We start from the raw sequence: 16,059 nt of genomic DNA, 5'->3' as shown, positions 1-16,059 counted from the left end.
CTTCCCATCCAAGGACCGCTCCCATGACCGCCTCCCTGCCTCCCATTGATGCCGAACGCCTGTGGTCGGACCTGATGACGATGGGAGCCATCGGGGAGACGGCGGGCGGCGGATCGTTTCGTCCCGCGCTTAGCGATGCCGATCGCGAGGCGCGCGCCCTTTTCCGTTTCTGGGCGCGACAGGCGGGCCTCACCGTCACCACCGACGCCATCGGCAACATCTTCGCCCGCCGCGAGGGCACCGACCCGAACCTGCCGCCGGTGGTCATCGGCAGCCATCTCGACACCCAGATGCCCGGCGGCAAATTCGACGGCGTGCTCGGCGTTCTGGCCGGTCTGGCCGTCGTCCGCGCGCTCAATGAAGGTGACATCCGCACCCGCCACGCAATCGAGATCGTGGACTGGACCAACGAGGAAGGCGCGCGCTTTCAGCCCGGTGTGATGGGCTCCGCCGTCTTTGCCGGGAAGCTGCCGCTTGAAGAAGCCCTCTCACGCGTCGATCCTGAGGGAAAGGTTCTGGGCCAGGAACTGGACCGCACCGGGCAGGCGGGTGCGATGCCCGTCGGTGGCCGCGCGCTTCATCGCTATCTGGAACTGCATATCGAGCAAGGCCCGGAGCTTGAAAGCAGCGGCACAGACATCGCCGCGGTCAGCCGAACCTCCTTCATGTGCTCCGGCTATGTCACGGTGAACGGTGAGAACGGTCACACCCAGACAACCCCGATGTCGGCACGGCGCAACGCGCTCACCGCCGCCGCCCGGCTGATCCTCGCCATTGACGAGATCGGCGCGGCGGAAGAGCCGCTGGGCATGGTTTCCGCCTCCACCATCACCAACTGGCCGAACAACCGCGTGAACATCCCCCATCGAACGGAGCTTTCCTATGCGGTGGTGCATATGGAGGAGGACGGACGCCGCCGGATCATGGACAGGATCGAGGCGGCGGTCCGACAGATTGCGCAAGAGACGGGCCTTGAGATCGACCTCCAGCACCGCCATTTCCGCGATGCCTTCGATTTCTCGCCGGAACTGCGCAGCGCGGTTCGCGAGACCGCGGACGGGCTCGGACTGTCATCGTGCGAATTGCCGACGCTCACCGCGCACGATGCGCTGTCCATGCAGGAGCTCTGCCCCACCGCACTGATCTTCGTTCCCTGCCGCGATGGCGTTTCGCATAGCGAGCGCGAATGGGCGGAGCCCGAACATGTTGCAAAGGGAGCAGAGGTTCTGCTCTACACGGCCGCGCGCGAGGCCGGGCTCGCCTGAGACGCCCGCGAAGAGCTCAAGCCGCACGGCTACGCGCGACGGCTCCCCCCCTGAGGAGGCGACTAAACGCAGGAATCGGAGCGTCTGGAACTGCGAAATGTATCATTTGGCAGACTGTCGCCCGTCTCCTGAAGCGCCTTGATGAAATGTTCGGCCACCGGCGAGAGGCTCCCTGTCGCCTTGCGGACGAAACCGATACGCCGGTTGAGCCAGGGCGCGTCGATGGGCCTGTATTCGAGCCCAAACGCATTTCCGGCATCGATTGCCGACATGGGCAGGATCGCAACGCCCAGCCCGGCACGCACCATACCGAGCGCGGTCGACATGTAATTCGCCTCGCCAGCGATCTCCACATCAACCCCTTCACGCGCCATGGACCGTTCGAACAGCACGCGCACGCTGCTGTTCTGATTTGTGAGGATCAGCGGATAGCGCACGCAATCGGACAGTTTCAGGACCTCTCCCACTTTCCCGAGCGGATGGCCCTCCTGATAGAAGGCGCAGATATGGTCGGTCAGAAAGCCCTCCACCTTGATCTCACGATCCGGTGTCAGGCGCGCACCGATCCCGAAATCCACGGCGTTCAGTTTCACCATCTGGACGATATCCTCGCCCATCACATCGCGCACATGGACACGGATGTTGGGATGTGTGTGTCGGAACTTCTCCATGGCGATGGGCACGATGCGCGCGGCGACCGAAGGCAGACAGGCAATGCGAACCACCCCCCGGCGCGCATAGTGAATATCGCTGGAGGCGGCCATCACTTGGTCCATATCCCCCGCGATCCGCTCAAACAGGGGCAGCATATCCTGCCCGGCCGCAGTGAGTGAGACCTGGCGCTTCGTTCTGTTGAACAGCTTGATCGAAAGCGCCGACTCCAGCTGGTTGATCTGCACCGTCAGAGCGGGCTGGGATATATGGAGCTCCTCGGCAGCCTTCACGAACTTCAGATGCGTGGCGACGGCGAGAAAGGCCTGAATCTGACGAAATGTCGGAGCCATGCTGCGACAACCTCCTCTGGCGAACCGCCATTCGACGCCCGCCAATTGGCATAAAGTTGGGCAGTTCGAGGGCGATTCTTGGTCAACTTTTAGGGTGCGACAATCGGACGGCCCGAAGCCCCATGAGTTCGGTCAAGTTGGCACATTTTTTAACACATTGATATTTTTACCTGTTTCACCATTCTTATAAGATATCATTATAAATCATATTTATAAATTTCATTTTATTAAACGATCGGCATGCCCGACACTATGAGCGTTGGGAAAGACAAAACTCCTGACAGCAGCATGAGAGGCGAGACGAAAGACTAACCAAAAAGACCGGGCATAGGACCATCTGCCGTTTCTCATTCTGCATTGTAGATCAACAAGACAGACACCACACCAGCATTCGACATGCAGAGACATGATCGTCGCGGGTGGTATTCATAGTTGAGGTCTAAAAATGCTGGCTCTTCTCGGACTGGGGACGATAGTACTTCTGCTCGTCTCCATCATGACCAATAAACTCTCTCCGTTGGTCGCGCTCATTACGATTCCTCTGATCGCCGCGCTTATCGGCGGTTTTGGGTTTGAGAGCGCGGGCTTCATGATCGCAGGCCTTAAGAAAATTGCGCCTGTGGCCGTCATGTTCGTGTTCGCCATCGTCTTCTTCGGAATCCTTTCCGATGCAGGCATGATGGATCCGATCATCGATCGCATCCTCAAGGTTGTCGGGATGCGCCCGTCGCGCATCACGGTCGGCACCGCGCTTCTCGCCACCGTCGTTCACCTCGATGGCTCTGGCGCCGTTACCTTCCTCGTCACGATCCCGGCCATGCTGCCGCTTTATGACCGGCTGAAAATGCGCCGCGTCGTTCTGGCCGCAATCGCCGCCATGGCCGCCGGTACGGCCAACATGCTCCCCTGGGGCGGCCCGACCCTGCGTGCGGCTTCCGCGCTCCACGTCCCCGTCACCGAAGTCTTCAACCCGATGATCACCGTTCAGATCATTGGCCTGGTTACCGTTTTCATCATCTCCTACATCCTCGGCCTGCGCGAAGAAAAGCGTCTTGGCGCCGAAGGTCACCTTGAAGGCATCGACCACACCGAAGTTCACACCCGCGAACTGACCGACGATGAAAAGGCCCTGCGTCGTCCGCACCTGTTCCTGGTCAACGTTGCCCTGACCCTCGCCGTTCTGGGCGCGATGATCTCCGGCTACCTGCCTGCGGCCGTGTCCTTCATGCTCGGCACCGTGGCTGCCCTGCTGATCAACTACCCCAAGCCCGCCGAACAGAAGACCCGCATCGACGCCCATGCCAAGGCAGCGCTGATGATGGCCACCATTCTCTTCGCGGCAGGCGCCTTCACCGGCATCATGCGTGAATCCGGCATGTTGTCCGCCATGGCCCAAACCGCTGCCGGTTTCGTGTCGGAAGACTTCGCCTCGCACATGCCCGTCATGGTTGGCGCTCTCTCCATGCCGCTCAGCCTGCTGTTCGATCCCGACAGCTACTACTTCGGCGTGATGCCCGTCATCGCGGAAGTCTACCAGACCTTCGGCGGAGATCCGGTTGCCATCGGTCAGGCTTCGATCATCGGCCAGATGACCACCGGCTTCCCCGTAAGCCCGCTGACGGCCTCCACCTTCCTGCTCATCGGTCTTTCCGGTGTCTCTCTCGGCGAACACCAGCGCTTCACCATTCCGCTGGCCCTTGCGGTCTCCCTGGTCATGACCGTGGGCGCCGTGATTGTCGGGGTCTTCCCATTCTAGGTGACCGACCGTTCGACTGAAAAACAGATTGAAAGCAGAAGACAAGAAAATGAAAACCATTCGTATTGGTGCAGGTGCCGGCTACTCCGGCGACCGTATCGAGCCCGCAGTTGAAGTTGCCGAAAAAGGCAACATTGACTACCTCGTCTTCGAATGTCTGGCAGAACGCACGATTGCTATCGCGCAGAAGGCCAAACTGAACAACCCGGAAGCGGGTTACGACGCACTCCTGGAAGCGCGGATGCGCGCTGTCCTGCCCGCCTGCAAGCAGAAGGGCATCAAGCTCATCACGAACATGGGGGCGGCCAATCCTTTGGCCGCCGCCAAGAAGACCGCCGAAATCGCCGCCGAGCTTGGCATTACCGGCCTGAAGGTCGCCTGCGTGGGTGGGGATGACGTCCTCAAGGTTCTCACCGACAAGGACATCAAGATCACCGAGACAGGCTCCCCGGCCTCTTCGATGGGTGACACGCTTCTCTCCGCCAACGCCTATCTGGGCGCAGGCCCGCTGGTGGAAGCTCTGGAGAACGGCGCGGACGTCGTGATCACGGGCCGCGTTGCCGACCCGGCCCTGTTCCTCGCCCCGCAGATCTTCGAATTCGGCTGGTCGTTCGATGACTGGGACAGGCTCGCCAAGGGCACGGCCGTTGGCCACCTGCTGGAATGCGGCGGTCAGGTCACCGGCGGCTACTACGCAGAACCCGGCCTCAAGGATGTCGCGGGCCTCGCCCGTCTCGGCTTCCCGATCGCCGAAGTCACCGAAGATGGCGAGTTCGTCATCACCAAGGTTGCCGAAGCCGGTGGCAAGGTGACGACAGACACCTGCAAGGAGCAGATCCTGTACGAAGTGCACGATCCCGCCAGCTATCTGACGCCGGATGTGATCGCTGACTTCTCGCAGATCACCTTCACCGAAGAAGCGCCTGACCGCGTCCGCGTGGGCGGTGTCAAGGGACGGGAGCGTCCGGCGACCCTCAAGGCTTCCGTTGGCTATGTCGACGGCTATATCGGCGAAGGCGAGATGTCTTATGCCGGTCCGGGGGCACTCGCCCGCGGCAGGCTTGCCCTCTACATCGTCAAGGAACGTCTGTCGATCATCGGCCTGGAAGCCAGCGAGCTGAAATTCGACCTGATCGGCTACAACGCCATTCACGGCGATGTGCTCGCCCCCCAGCCGGAACCGACCGAAGTGCGCATCCGCGTCGCCGGGCGCACCGCGTCCATGGCGGAAGCCGTTCGCATCGGCAACGAAGTGGAAACACTCTACACGAACGGACCGGCCAGCGGCGGCGGCTCCACCAAGACTGCCAAGCAGGTCGTGGCCATGCTCTCCGCTCTTCTCCCGCGTGAAGATGTGACCCCCACCGTTCAGTTCGTCGAGGCCTGAAAACAATGAAACTCTATGAATGTGCCCATTCTCGCACCGGTGACAAAGGCGACATTTCGAACATCTCGCTGATCGCCAATGATGCGAAGGACTTCGACCATCTCGCCCGCCACGTGACGGCGGACAAGGTGCGCGCCCACTTCAAGGGCATCGTCCACGGCGAAGTCGTTCGTTACGAGATCCCGAGCATCGGAGCGCTGAATTTCGTCATGCAGCAGGCCCTCGGCGGCGGCGTGACCCGGTCTCTGGCTCTGGACCCCCACGGGAAGTGCCTGGCCTCTGCCCTTCTGGCCATGGAAATCCCCGAAAGGTCCTAGGACCGACCTGATCCGGAGCGGGCACACACCTCCCAGTTGTCGCTCGCTCCGGTTCTCCTGCGTATCCCAAGGAAGGATCCGATGTCTGATATCATTTCCGCTGCGGACGCTGTCGCACGGATTCAGGACGGTGCCGTTCTGATGATCGGCGGCTTCATGGGCGTCGGCACTCCCCCGCGCCTCATCGACGAACTCGTTCGCCAGGGCCAGAAGAACCTCACCGTCATCGCCAATGACACCGCCCGTCCAGGCTTCGGCATCGGCAAGCTGATCGAGGCCGGCCAGGTCTCCAAGCTCATCACGAGCCACATCGGCACCAACCCGATGACCCAGAAGCAGATGATCGACGGCGACATCGAGGTTCAACTCGTTCCCCAAGGCACGCTTGCCGAGCGCATTCGCGCGGGCGGCTACGGCCTCGGTGCCGTTGTGACCCCGACCGGCGTCGGCACGATCGCCGCCGAAGGCCGCCAGACCATCGAGCTGGAAGGCAAGACCTACCTGATCGAACTCCCGATCAAGGCCGATTTCGCTCTCGTGAACGCCAAGCTCAGCGACTATCAGGGCAACCTGATGTACGCGCTGACTGCGCGCAACTTCAATCCGCTGATGGCGATGGCCGCCGAGACGGTGATCGCGGAAGCGGAATCCATCGTCCCTGTCGGCGTCATCTCTCCCGACATGATCGTCACCCCGCACGTCGTGGTCGACTACCTGGTCGCAAAGGAGACGCGCAATGGATAGCAAGATCCTTATCGCCACCCGCGTCGCCCAAGAACTGAAGACGGGCAACCTGGCGAATCTTGGCATTGGCCTGCCGACCCTTGTCGCTTCGTATCTTCCGAAGGGCGTGGAAGTGTCGTTCCAGTCGGAGAACGGCATCATCGGCATGAGCACGCTGCCCCATCCGGGCCTCTTCGACGCGGATCTGACCGATGCCGGCGGCACGCCGATCGGCTCCGTTCCCGGCGCTTCGGCCTTTGACTCCAGCTTCTCCTTCGGCCTGATCCGCGGCGGTCATCTCGACGTGACCGTTCTGGGCGGGCTGCAGGTTGACGAGCGCGGCTTGCTCGCCAACTGGATGGTGCCGGGCAAGATGGTGCCGGGCATGGGCGGTGCGATGGACCTTGTGGCCGGTGCCAAGCGGGTGATCGTCGCGATGACCCACACCGCCAAGGGGGCTCCGAAGATCGTGAAGGAATGCTGCCTTCCGCTGACCGCTGTGCGTCGCGTCGACCTCATCGTCACGGATCTGGCTGTTATCGAACCGACCGATGAGGGTCTCGTGCTGCGTGAACTCGCCCCCGGCGTCTCCGTCAAAGACGTCCTTGAGGCGACCGAAGCAACGCTGATCGTACCGGACAACGTCCCTGAAATGGCTCTGTGAGCCTGATCTGATTGGATTGATCCAATGTTAGCTGAACAAAAAGACACATCAGTGACCGCGCAGGTCACCGTCACGCTGGAAGTATCGCTTGAATCCCTGCCGGGCCAGGAACCTCTGACCCCGGACCAGGCCCGCGACTTTGCGCGCCAGGCGGCGGAGAGCTTCACCAGCGTGAGCCGCGAACGCCTGAACGCCTTCAACCAGATCACGCAGCTGCGTCGCGCCGCGACCAGCCACGTGACCGCAGTTGAAGCAACCTGCGCCAATATCTCCATGCCGCAATTCGAAGGAAGCGCAGCCAATGACTGACGTCGTCATCACCTCCGCAGTCCGCACCGCCATCGGAACCTTCAACGGGGGCCTGTCCAGCGTTCCCGCCGCTGATCTCGGCGCGACCGTCATTCTTGAGCTGCTGAAGCGCTCCAAGCTGGAAACCGCTGACGTCGAAGATGTCATTCTGGGCAATGTGCTGACGGCCGGGCTCGGCCAGAACCCGGCCCGTCAGGCCGCACTCAAGGCGGGCCTGCCCTCCTCCTCCACCGCCATCACCATCAACCAGGTGTGCGGATCGGGCCTGCGTGCCGTGGGAATGGGCTTGCAGTCGATTGCATGTGGCGACGCCTCCGTCGTCATTGCCGGTGGCCAGGAGAACATGAGCCTCGCCCCCCATGCCATACATGTGCGCAACGGCATCAAGATGGGCCCCGGCACCATGGTCGACACCATGATCAAGGACGGCCTGTGGGACGCCTTCAACGACTATCATATGGGCATGACGGCGGAAAACGTCGCCAAGATGAGCGACATCAGCCGCGAAGCCCAGGATGAGCTGGCCGCCCGTTCGCAAGAGCGCGCCGCAAAAGCGCGCGAGAACGGCCATTTCGTCAATGAAATTGTGCCGGTCACCGTGCATAGCCGCAAGGGCGACACCGTTGTGACGGAAGACGAATTCATCCGTCCCGGCACCACCGCGGAAAAGCTCGCGGGTCTGCGCCCGGCCTTCACCAAGACCGGCACCGTGACCGCAGGCAACGCCTCCGGCATCAATGACGGCGCCGCAGCTGTCGTGATGATGAGCGCGGAAGAGGCGAAAAAGCGCGGCCTCAAGCCGATGGCCCGCGTGGCCGGCTGGGCGACCGCGGGCGTCGATCCCGCCATCATGGGCACCGGCCCCATTGCGGCCTCGCGCAAGCTGCTGGCCAAGCTCGGCTGGAAGTCCTCCGACCTCGACCTGATCGAGGCCAACGAGGCTTTTGCCGCCCAGGCAGCCGCCGTGAACAACGAAATGGGCTGGGATGCGGCCAAGGTCAACGTGAATGGCGGCGCGATCGCGCTGGGCCATCCGATCGGCGCATCGGGCGCCCGCATTCTGGTGACCCTGCTGCACGAGATGGAGCGTCGCGACGCGAAGAAGGGCCTCGCCACGCTTTGCATCGGTGGTGGCATGGGCATCGCGCTCTGCGTTGAACGCGACTGAGCGTTGGCCTTTCCAAGCTGACGCTCACGACGGCGCCGCTCCTGCCCGCGGCGCCGTCAATCTCGATTGAAACCTGCGAACTTTGGCCCTGGACCTGCCCTCAACCTGAGGAACAGGCATGGTTCGACGAGCATACGGGACCGAACGCTTCAATGAACGCACGAAACCTGCCTTCCGGGAACGATGTGGAACTGACGAGCCTCACCTTTGACGAGCTTGAGGTGGGACAGAGCGCGAGCGTGTCGCGCGACCTGACCTCGACCGACATCACTCTTTTCGCCACCGTTTCGGGGAATGTGGATCCGCTTCATTTCTCCGGAGGCAGCGCCGCCTCGCGCTTCCGCCAGCCCGTCGGGCATGGCATGTGGGCAGGCTCGCTGTTTTCCGGTCTTCTGGGCACCAAACTGCCCGGCCCCGGCACCATTTATCTGAAGCAGGAACTTGAGTTCCTCGCGCCCATGTTCCCCGGTGACACGATCACGGCGAGCGTGCGCATCGCCGACAAGATCCGGGACGAAAAGGGGCGCGAGCGCGTCACCCTCGCGTGCGAATGCACCAACCAGAAGGGCGAGCGCGTGATCGAGGGCGTCGCGGTGGTCATTCCGCCGTCCGAACATGTCAGCCAGGCGGGCGTTGGCCTGCCGGATCTGCATCTGGTCGCCCATGACCAGCTCGACAAGCTGACCGCCCAATGCGCCTCCTTCCCGCCCCTGCCGACGGCCATCGTCTACCCTTGCGACGAAACCTCGCTGCGTGGCGCCTGTATTGGCGCGCAGATGGGCCTGATCGAGCCGGTTCTTGTCGGGCCTGAAGGCACGGTGCAGGCGCTGGCGGACGAACTCGACCTCGATATCAGCTCTCTGCGCATCGTCGATGCGCAAAATGCCATCGATGCCGCCGCGAAGGGCGTGGACCTTGCCAAACAGGGCGAGGTCGGCGCGATCATGAAGGGCGCGCTTCACACCGATGAACTGATGAGCGCGGTGGTTCGCCGCGACAGGGGCCTGCGCACCACGCGGCGCATCAGCCATGTCTTCGTCATGTCGGTGCCGACCTATCCCAAGCCGCTGCTGATCACCGATGCCGTCGTCAACATCTCACCCAATGCCGACGACAAGGCGCACATCATCAACAACGCCGTCGAGCTTGCGAATGTTCTGGGGGTTGAAACCCCGCGGGTGGCGATCCTGTCCGCGGTTGAGACCATCAATCCGAAGATCCAGTCCACGCTCGATGCGGCGGCGCTGTGCAAGATGGCGGATCGCGGACAGATTACCGGCGCCATCGTTGACGGCCCGCTGGCCTTCGACAACGCCATATCGGCTGAAGCCGCGCGCACCAAGGGCATTCGCTCCGAGGTCGCCGGTCAGCCCGATATTCTGCTTGTGCCGGAACTGGCCGCCGGCAACATGCTTGTCAAACAACTCTCCTTCCTGGCGCATGCCGATGCGGCTGGAATCGTACTCGGGGCCTCTGTCCCCGTCATGCTGACGAGCCGCGCCGACAGCTTGCCTGCGCGACTGGCTTCCTGTGCCCTTGCCGTTCTGCTAGCAAACAAGAACGGCGCTCGCTGATCCACTTTATTGAGAGGGAATTCTCCTGTGACTGCATTCCAATCGCTTGAGAAAGGAGCGCTGCTTGTCCTCAACAGTGGCTCCTCTTCCGTCAAATTCACCGTCTTCGCCGTTGAGCCGGCGCAAAACAAGATCGCTCCGTTCTTTGCCGGTCAGCTGTGCGAGATCGGCACCGACGCCAAACTGACCGCCAAGACCGAGGCGGGGGAGAAGATGGCTGAGGAATCCTGGGCCGATCGCGACAAGGGTGGCGTGGCACCGCTGTTGCCGCACCTGATCTCCTGGATCGAGTCGCGCCTGCCGGAGGGCATGCCGCTGCTGGCCGCCGGTCACCGCGTGGTCCATGGCGGTTCCGGGCTGCATCATCCGGTGATGATCAACGAGCATCTGATGAAGGAGCTGGAATCTCTCATTCCGCTGGCTCCGCTGCACCAGCCTCAGAACACGGCAGCGATCCGCGTGTTATCGGAAAGCCGGTCCGAGCTGCCGCAGGTGGCCTGTTTCGACACCGCCTTTCACCACACACAGCCCTCCACCTCCACCACCTACGCCATCCCGCGCGAGCTGACGGAGGCGGGCATTCGCCGCTATGGCTTCCATGGCCTGTCCTACGAGTACATTTCCCGTCATCTCAGAGAGGAAATGCCGGACCTGGCCGAGGGTCGCGTCGTCGTTGCCCATCTGGGGAACGGGTCCAGCCTGTGCGCCCTGAAGAATGGTCGCAGCTACGACACCACGATGGGCTTTTCCGTGCTGGAGGGTGTGCCTATGGGCACGCGCTGCGGCAACCTCGATCCGGGCGTCATCATTCATCTGATGCGCGAATACAAGATGAACGTGAACGATCTGGAGCAGCTGCTCTATCACAAGTCGGGCCTGCTCGGCATGTCGGGTATCTCCAACGACATGCGTGCGCTTCTGTCGAGTGATGATCCGAGGGCGAAGGAAGCCGTCGATATCTTCTGCTCACGCGTCGCCAAGGAAATCGCACGCCTGGCCTGCGCCATGGGCGGGTTCGATGCGCTTATCTTCACGGCGGGTATCGGCGAACACTCCGCGCCGATCCGTTCCATGGTGTGCAAGCACCTCAAGTGGCTCGGTATCGAGCTTTGCGAGGAAAGCAACGCCAATCGTCAGTCGCGGATTTCGGCGGAAAATTCTCTCCCGGTTCACGTGATCCCGACGAATGAAGAGCTGATGATCGCCCAGCATACGGTCGACCTTCTGACCATGCGAAACGCCGCCTGAGGCTGTCTGCGTCGCCTGCTACGTGAGATCCGGTGGCTTTCGTGCCACCGGGTAGCAACCGTCACGGCGACATCCCCGGTGGAGCCTGGTTCCTTCAGGCGGATTGACCGCCCGTCTCTTCCACCGCCAGCAGGGCGGAGGCGGGTGTGGACATCCAGCCATGAAGCGACTGGCGCTCGCCGGGGACAAAACGAAGCTTCAGGTCATGAGGAAGGAGCGCGGCAGCATCCTGGTGCCGCCGCGCCGACATAAGCCAGCCCTGCGAACAGGGCCAAGCGCCCCTATTTCGAGGCGCGCACCAGTGCCTCCAGCAGCGAGAAATCGCCGGTGTCGAGGAAGGTGTTCAAGGCTTCGCGATAGGGCTCGATATCGAACTCGTTCCTAGCGAGCCAATCGGCATTGTAATAGGTATCCTCGTAGCGCGCGCCGCTGTCGCAGATGACCGAGACCAGCGAGCCATCGCGCTTTTCGCGCATCATCTGCCCCGCAACCCAGCACAGGCCGAAGAAGTTCGTGCCCGTTGATCCGCCGACACGGCGGAAGATGCGTTCCGACAGAACATGCATGGCGGCAAGCGAAGCGGCATCGGGGATCTTGATCATGTGATCGATCACCGAGGGCAGGAAGGAAGGCTCCACGCGGGGACGCCCGATGCCTTCGATGCGCGAGCCCTTTTCGCAGGTCTTGTTGCGGTCGCCGGTGCGGAAGCCGTCATAGAAGACGGAATTCTCGACATCCACCACGCACAGCCGCGTGTGCAGGCTGCGATAGCGCAGATAACGCCCGATGGTCGCCGACGTGCCGCCCGTGCCGGCGCACATCACCACCCATTCGGGAACCGGATGCACCTCACGCTCCATCTGCTTGAAGATGCTCTCGGCAATGTTGTTGTTGCCGCGCCAGTCGGTCGCCCGCTCGGCATAGGTGAACTGGTCGAGATAGTGCCCGCCCGTCTCCGCAGCCACCGTGCGCGCCGCGTCATAGATCTCGCAGGCGCGGTCGACGAAATGGCATTTGCCGCCGAAACGCTCGATCTCGGCGACCTTCTGGCGCGAGGTATCCTTCGTCATGACCGCAACAAAGGGCAGGTCGAGCAGATGCGCGAAATAGGCCTCTGAAACGGCGGTGGAGCCGGAAGACGCCTCAACCAGCGTCGTGCCCTGCCGGATCAGGCCGTTACAGATGCCATAGAGCACCAGCGAGCGGGCCAGGCGATGCTTCAGACTGCCGGTGGGATGCGTGCTTTCGTCCTTCAGATAGAAGGAGATTCCGCTCAGCCCGGGAAATACCGGATTGATCAGATGCGTATCGGCGGAGCGTCGCGCATCGCCTTCAAGCAGGTTCACGGCGTCGCGCGCCCAGGCACGTTCGGCACAATCGGGAAGAGGAAGGCATTCGGGAGAGAGCGGTTTCATGTCAGTTCTTTCTGGTTGGATGCCCGTCTCCTCCAGGCGAGCCGGATCAGTCCATTATCTTGGCCAGACAGCGCCGCGCACAGGTTGCGCGTGACGTTGCCTGCACCGCAGTCACAAGCATGTGTTGCCCCGAAACGCATTGAGGTTTTTCAACCTCCGCCGGATCGGGTGAGATCAATACGTCCCGGGATAGCTGCCACCGTCTATCAGCAGGCTTTGGCCGGTGATGAAACCTGCATTCTCGCCACACAGGAACGCGAAATAGGCCCCGATCTCTTCCGGTCGGCCATAACGCCCCGCCGGATTGGCAGCCGCACGCGCCGCCCAGATTTCGTCGAATGTCTGCGTTGCCCCGTCCTTGATCATGCCTTCGATGTGCTCACGTTGGGCGTCACTGTCGAAGATGCCGGGAAGCAGGTTGTTGATCGTCACATTGTGGCGCACTGTCTGGCGGGCGAGGCCTGCCGTGAACCCGACAAGCCCCGAGCGTGCGCCGTTGGAAAGACCCAGTTCGTTTTGCGGGATCTTCACGCTGCGCGAGACGATGTTGACGATGCGCCCGAAGCCACGCTCCATCATGCCGTCCACCACCGCACGCATCATCATGATCGGCGGCAACATCATCAGGTCGATCGCCTCGATCCATTCCTTGCGGTCCCAGTCGCGGAAATCGCCGGGAAGTTTGCCGCCCGCATTGTTGAGCACGATATCGGGATCCGGGCAGGCCTGCAGGACCTCCGCACGACCTTCCTCGGTGGAAATATCGGCGACAACGCTCTGCACCTTGACGCCGGTCTCGGCGCGGATTTCTTCCGCCGTCGCCAGAAGCGTCGTCCGGTTGCGCGCCACCAGCGTGACATCGACGCCCTCACGCGCCACGGCGAACGCGCAGGCCCGTCCCATGCCCTTGCTCGAACCGGTCAACAACGCCTTGCGGCCACGAATTCCAAGATCCATCAGTGTTCCTTTCGCGAGACCCTCTCAGGCCTCATTTAGGTTCGCCCGCAGCCTCGATCCGCACCAGTGCGCTCAGCGCCGCGCAGGCCTGGGCGAGTTGCGACGTGCGCCGATCCGCCGTCAGCACATTCGGATTTCCGTTCTGCTCGGTCCCGTCCGCACCGGGCTCAAACCACGCCCCCGTGGGCATGACGAGAACCCCGGGCCTGAGGCTCTCGTCGATATGGGCAATGGCGAGGCAGCTCCCGCGCGCGTTCCACAACCGGACCCGCTGGCCTTCGCATAGCCCGCGTGTGCGGGCATCCTCAGGCGCGATGCGCACCCGCGCGGGGCCATCTTGTTCGTGCGCCTGATAAAGCTGGCTGTGAAGCTGCCTGGCGGGCTGGTTGGTCACGAGATGGAACTCGTCTTCCCCCGCACTGCCCAGCCATTCCTTCGGCTCCAGCCACGCGGCATGGGGCGGGCAATCGTCATAGGCAAAGCCCGCGATCGTTTCCGAATAAAGCTCGATGCGGCCAGACGGCGTCGCAAGCGGATGGGCGTCGGGATCGGCTCGGAAGTCCGACAACAGAACCTCAGGCTCCTCAGGCAGCGGCACACGCCACAGGCCTTGCGCCCACAACGCCTCAAGATCGGGGACGGCAACGCCTTCGCGCACACCGCGTTCCTCAGACGCCCACCACAGCCGCGCAAGCCAGCCCGCCTCGTCCAGGCCTTCGTCATAGGCGGCCCGGCACCCGAGGCGGTCGGCCAGCGCGCAGAAGATATCGAAATCGTTGCGCGCCTCGCCCACTGGCTCGATCAGCTTCGGCATCGCAAAGACATGCGGATCGCGGGAGGTGCCGCCGATGTCGTTGCGCTCCATACTCGTGGTCGCGGGCAAAACGATATCGGCACGGCGCGCCGTGGGCGTCCACCACGGTTCATGCACGATGACGGTTTCAGGGCGCTGCCACGCCTCCTCCACCCGCCCCAGATCCTGTGCGTGATGGAAGGGATTGCCGCCCGCCCAATAGACGAGCCGCACATCCGGATAGCGCACCATGCGCCCATTGAAGGCGATTTCCTTGCCCGGATTGAGAAAGGCGTCGGCGAAGGAAGCAACCGGAATCGCCATGCCGCCGGTATTGGGAAGGCCCGGCATGGACGGCACGTAGCCGGAGCGCGCAGTGGCGCCGACCGAATTCATCGAGCCATAGCCGAAGCAGAACCCGCCGCCGGGGAGCCCGATCTGACCGAGCATCGCGGCCAAGGCGATCAGCGCCCAGAACGGCTGTTCGCCATGATCGGCGCGCTGCAGCGACCAGGCCGACGACAGCATCACCCGACCCTGCCGGATCGTCTCCCAAAGGGTCTGCAGTTCCGCAAGATCGAGCCCGGAAATCTCCGCCGCCCATTCAAGCGTTTTCGGCTGACCGTCGCTCTTGCCGGTCAGATAGTCGATGAAGATATCCGCCCCGACGGTGAACCGGTCGAGGAAGGCGCGATCGGCACGGCCCGTGCGCACCGCCTCATGCGCCAACGCCAGAATGATCGCGGTGTCAGAATTGGGCCGAGGCCGGATCAATGTTGCATCGAGCCCCGGCGGCACGTCGTCGGCCAAAGGCGAGACGATGACGAACTTCACCCCGCGCGCCTGTGCCTTTTCGATCTCTTGCGGGATGTGATGATGCCCGGCTCCGCCCGACGTCACCCGCCAGTTCTTCGGGTTGAGACCGCCAAAGGCGACGACGGCATCGCCGTCGCTGGCAATCGTGGACCATGCGGTGGCGGCCTTTGAGACGGCATCCGCGGAGCCCACCACATGGGGCAGGATCATGTGCGCCGCGCCCCAGCTGTAATTGCTGATCTGGTCGGTGAAGCCTCCGGCAGCCGACAGGAAGCGCCGGATCTGCGTGCGCGCATGGTGGAAACGCCCCGCGCTCGACCAACCATAGGAGCCGCCAAAAACCGAGGTCGGACCATGATCGCGATAGACGCGGGACAGCTCCCCGGAGACAAGATCAAGCGCGGTCTGCCAATCCACCGGCACGAAGTCCTCGCGCCCACGCCCCTGCCCGCCTGCCGCGATCCCGTGTTGGAGATAGGAGCGGCGGACATGCGGACGGTCGATCCGCTTATCGGAATGAACCATTTCTGGCAGGGCGCCGATCATGTCGGGATCGGCGCCGCTGCCGGGCAGCGGGACCGCCCTCGTCAGACGGCCATCCGCAACCGTCGCCCGGAACGGGCCCCAATGGGTGAGTGAGATACGGTCTTCGCGTGTCATGGG

Annotated in this window: 15 protein-coding genes; 10 read left to right on the top strand and 5 right to left on the bottom strand. The window is 62.8% G+C overall.

Features of this window, described 5'->3' with window-relative positions; translation table 11 throughout:
- The first annotated feature begins 23 nt into the window (after positions 1 to 23).
- Positions 24 to 1,265, top strand: a complete 1,242-nt coding sequence (locus ABGM93_RS18060) for a hydantoinase/carbamoylase family amidase (protein ID WP_321501827.1) — start codon at positions 24 to 26, stop codon at positions 1,263 to 1,265.
- A gap of 62 nt (positions 1,266 to 1,327) precedes the next feature.
- Here ABGM93_RS18060 and ABGM93_RS18055 read toward each other — a convergent pair whose 3' ends face one another.
- On the bottom strand, positions 1,328 to 2,269 hold the full coding sequence (locus ABGM93_RS18055; protein ID WP_321501825.1) for a LysR family transcriptional regulator: 942 nt from the start codon (positions 2,267 to 2,269) through the stop codon (positions 1,328 to 1,330).
- 445 nt (positions 2,270 to 2,714) lie between these two features.
- Between ABGM93_RS18055 and ABGM93_RS18050 the strand changes: the two genes are divergently transcribed.
- The 9 genes from ABGM93_RS18050 (at position 2,715) to ABGM93_RS18010 (ending at position 11,415) form a co-directional block, all read left to right on the top strand.
- Positions 2,715 to 4,025 carry a citrate:proton symporter gene (locus ABGM93_RS18050; protein ID WP_321501823.1) on the top strand — a complete coding sequence of 437 codons (1,311 nt, stop codon included), beginning with the start codon at positions 2,715 to 2,717 and terminating at the stop codon, positions 4,023 to 4,025.
- Positions 4,026 to 4,074: 49 nt separating this feature from the next.
- Positions 4,075 to 5,412 (top strand): acyclic terpene utilization AtuA family protein, encoded by a 1,338-nt coding sequence (locus tag ABGM93_RS18045; protein ID WP_321501821.1) that lies wholly within the window; start codon positions 4,075 to 4,077, stop codon positions 5,410 to 5,412.
- A 5-nt stretch (positions 5,413 to 5,417) separates the two neighbouring features.
- Complete coding sequence (locus ABGM93_RS18040) at positions 5,418 to 5,729, top strand: hypothetical protein (RefSeq protein ID WP_321501819.1); 312 nt, start codon at positions 5,418 to 5,420, stop codon at positions 5,727 to 5,729.
- 81 nt (positions 5,730 to 5,810) lie between these two features.
- On the top strand, positions 5,811 to 6,473 hold the full coding sequence (locus ABGM93_RS18035) for a 3-oxoacid CoA-transferase subunit A (protein WP_321501817.1): 663 nt from the start codon (positions 5,811 to 5,813) through the stop codon (positions 6,471 to 6,473).
- Entirely contained in the window at positions 6,466 to 7,116 is a 651-nt protein-coding gene (locus ABGM93_RS18030) for a 3-oxoacid CoA-transferase subunit B (RefSeq protein ID WP_321501815.1), read from the top strand. The genes ABGM93_RS18035 and ABGM93_RS18030 overlap by 8 nt, the downstream gene beginning before the upstream one ends.
- A 51-nt stretch (positions 7,117 to 7,167) precedes the next feature.
- Positions 7,168 to 7,425 carry a hypothetical protein gene (locus ABGM93_RS18025; protein WP_321501813.1) on the top strand — a complete coding sequence of 86 codons (258 nt, stop codon included), beginning with the start codon at positions 7,168 to 7,170 and terminating at the stop codon, positions 7,423 to 7,425.
- The gene (locus ABGM93_RS18020; protein ID WP_321501811.1) at positions 7,418 to 8,593 is read left to right on the top strand and encodes an acetyl-CoA C-acetyltransferase; all 1,176 of its coding nucleotides are present in this window, start codon (positions 7,418 to 7,420) and stop codon (positions 8,591 to 8,593) included. Before ABGM93_RS18025 ends, ABGM93_RS18020 begins: the two co-directional genes overlap by 8 nt.
- Positions 8,594 to 8,745: 152 nt before the next feature.
- On the top strand, positions 8,746 to 10,167 hold the full coding sequence (locus ABGM93_RS18015) for a bifunctional enoyl-CoA hydratase/phosphate acetyltransferase (protein ID WP_321501809.1): 1,422 nt from the start codon (positions 8,746 to 8,748) through the stop codon (positions 10,165 to 10,167).
- Positions 10,168 to 10,194: 27 nt separating this feature from the next.
- Complete coding sequence (locus ABGM93_RS18010; protein ID WP_319775252.1) at positions 10,195 to 11,415, top strand: acetate/propionate family kinase; 1,221 nt, start codon at positions 10,195 to 10,197, stop codon at positions 11,413 to 11,415.
- A 94-nt stretch (positions 11,416 to 11,509) separates the two neighbouring features.
- Here the strand turns inward: ABGM93_RS18010 and ABGM93_RS18005 are convergent, their stop codons facing one another.
- From ABGM93_RS18005 to ABGM93_RS17990, 4 genes are all read right to left on the bottom strand, one after another.
- Entirely contained in the window at positions 11,510 to 11,665 is a 156-nt protein-coding gene (locus ABGM93_RS18005) for a hypothetical protein (RefSeq protein ID WP_321501807.1), read from the bottom strand.
- 31 nt (positions 11,666 to 11,696) lie between these two features.
- Complete coding sequence (locus ABGM93_RS18000; RefSeq protein ID WP_319775251.1) at positions 11,697 to 12,830, bottom strand: PLP-dependent cysteine synthase family protein; 1,134 nt, start codon at positions 12,828 to 12,830, stop codon at positions 11,697 to 11,699.
- Between the two features lie 174 nt (positions 12,831 to 13,004).
- Positions 13,005 to 13,787, bottom strand: a complete 783-nt coding sequence (locus ABGM93_RS17995; protein ID WP_321501805.1) for an SDR family oxidoreductase — start codon at positions 13,785 to 13,787, stop codon at positions 13,005 to 13,007.
- Positions 13,788 to 13,818: 31 nt separating this feature from the next.
- Entirely contained in the window at positions 13,819 to 16,056 is a 2,238-nt protein-coding gene (locus ABGM93_RS17990) for a molybdopterin-dependent oxidoreductase (RefSeq protein WP_321501802.1), read from the bottom strand.
- Positions 16,057 to 16,059 lie beyond the last annotated feature (3 nt).

The organism is Breoghania sp., assembly GCF_963674635.1.
In the GTDB taxonomy this organism is placed as follows: domain Bacteria; phylum Pseudomonadota; class Alphaproteobacteria; order Rhizobiales; family Stappiaceae; genus Breoghania.
This window is presented reverse-complemented; position numbering and strand designations above follow the sequence as displayed.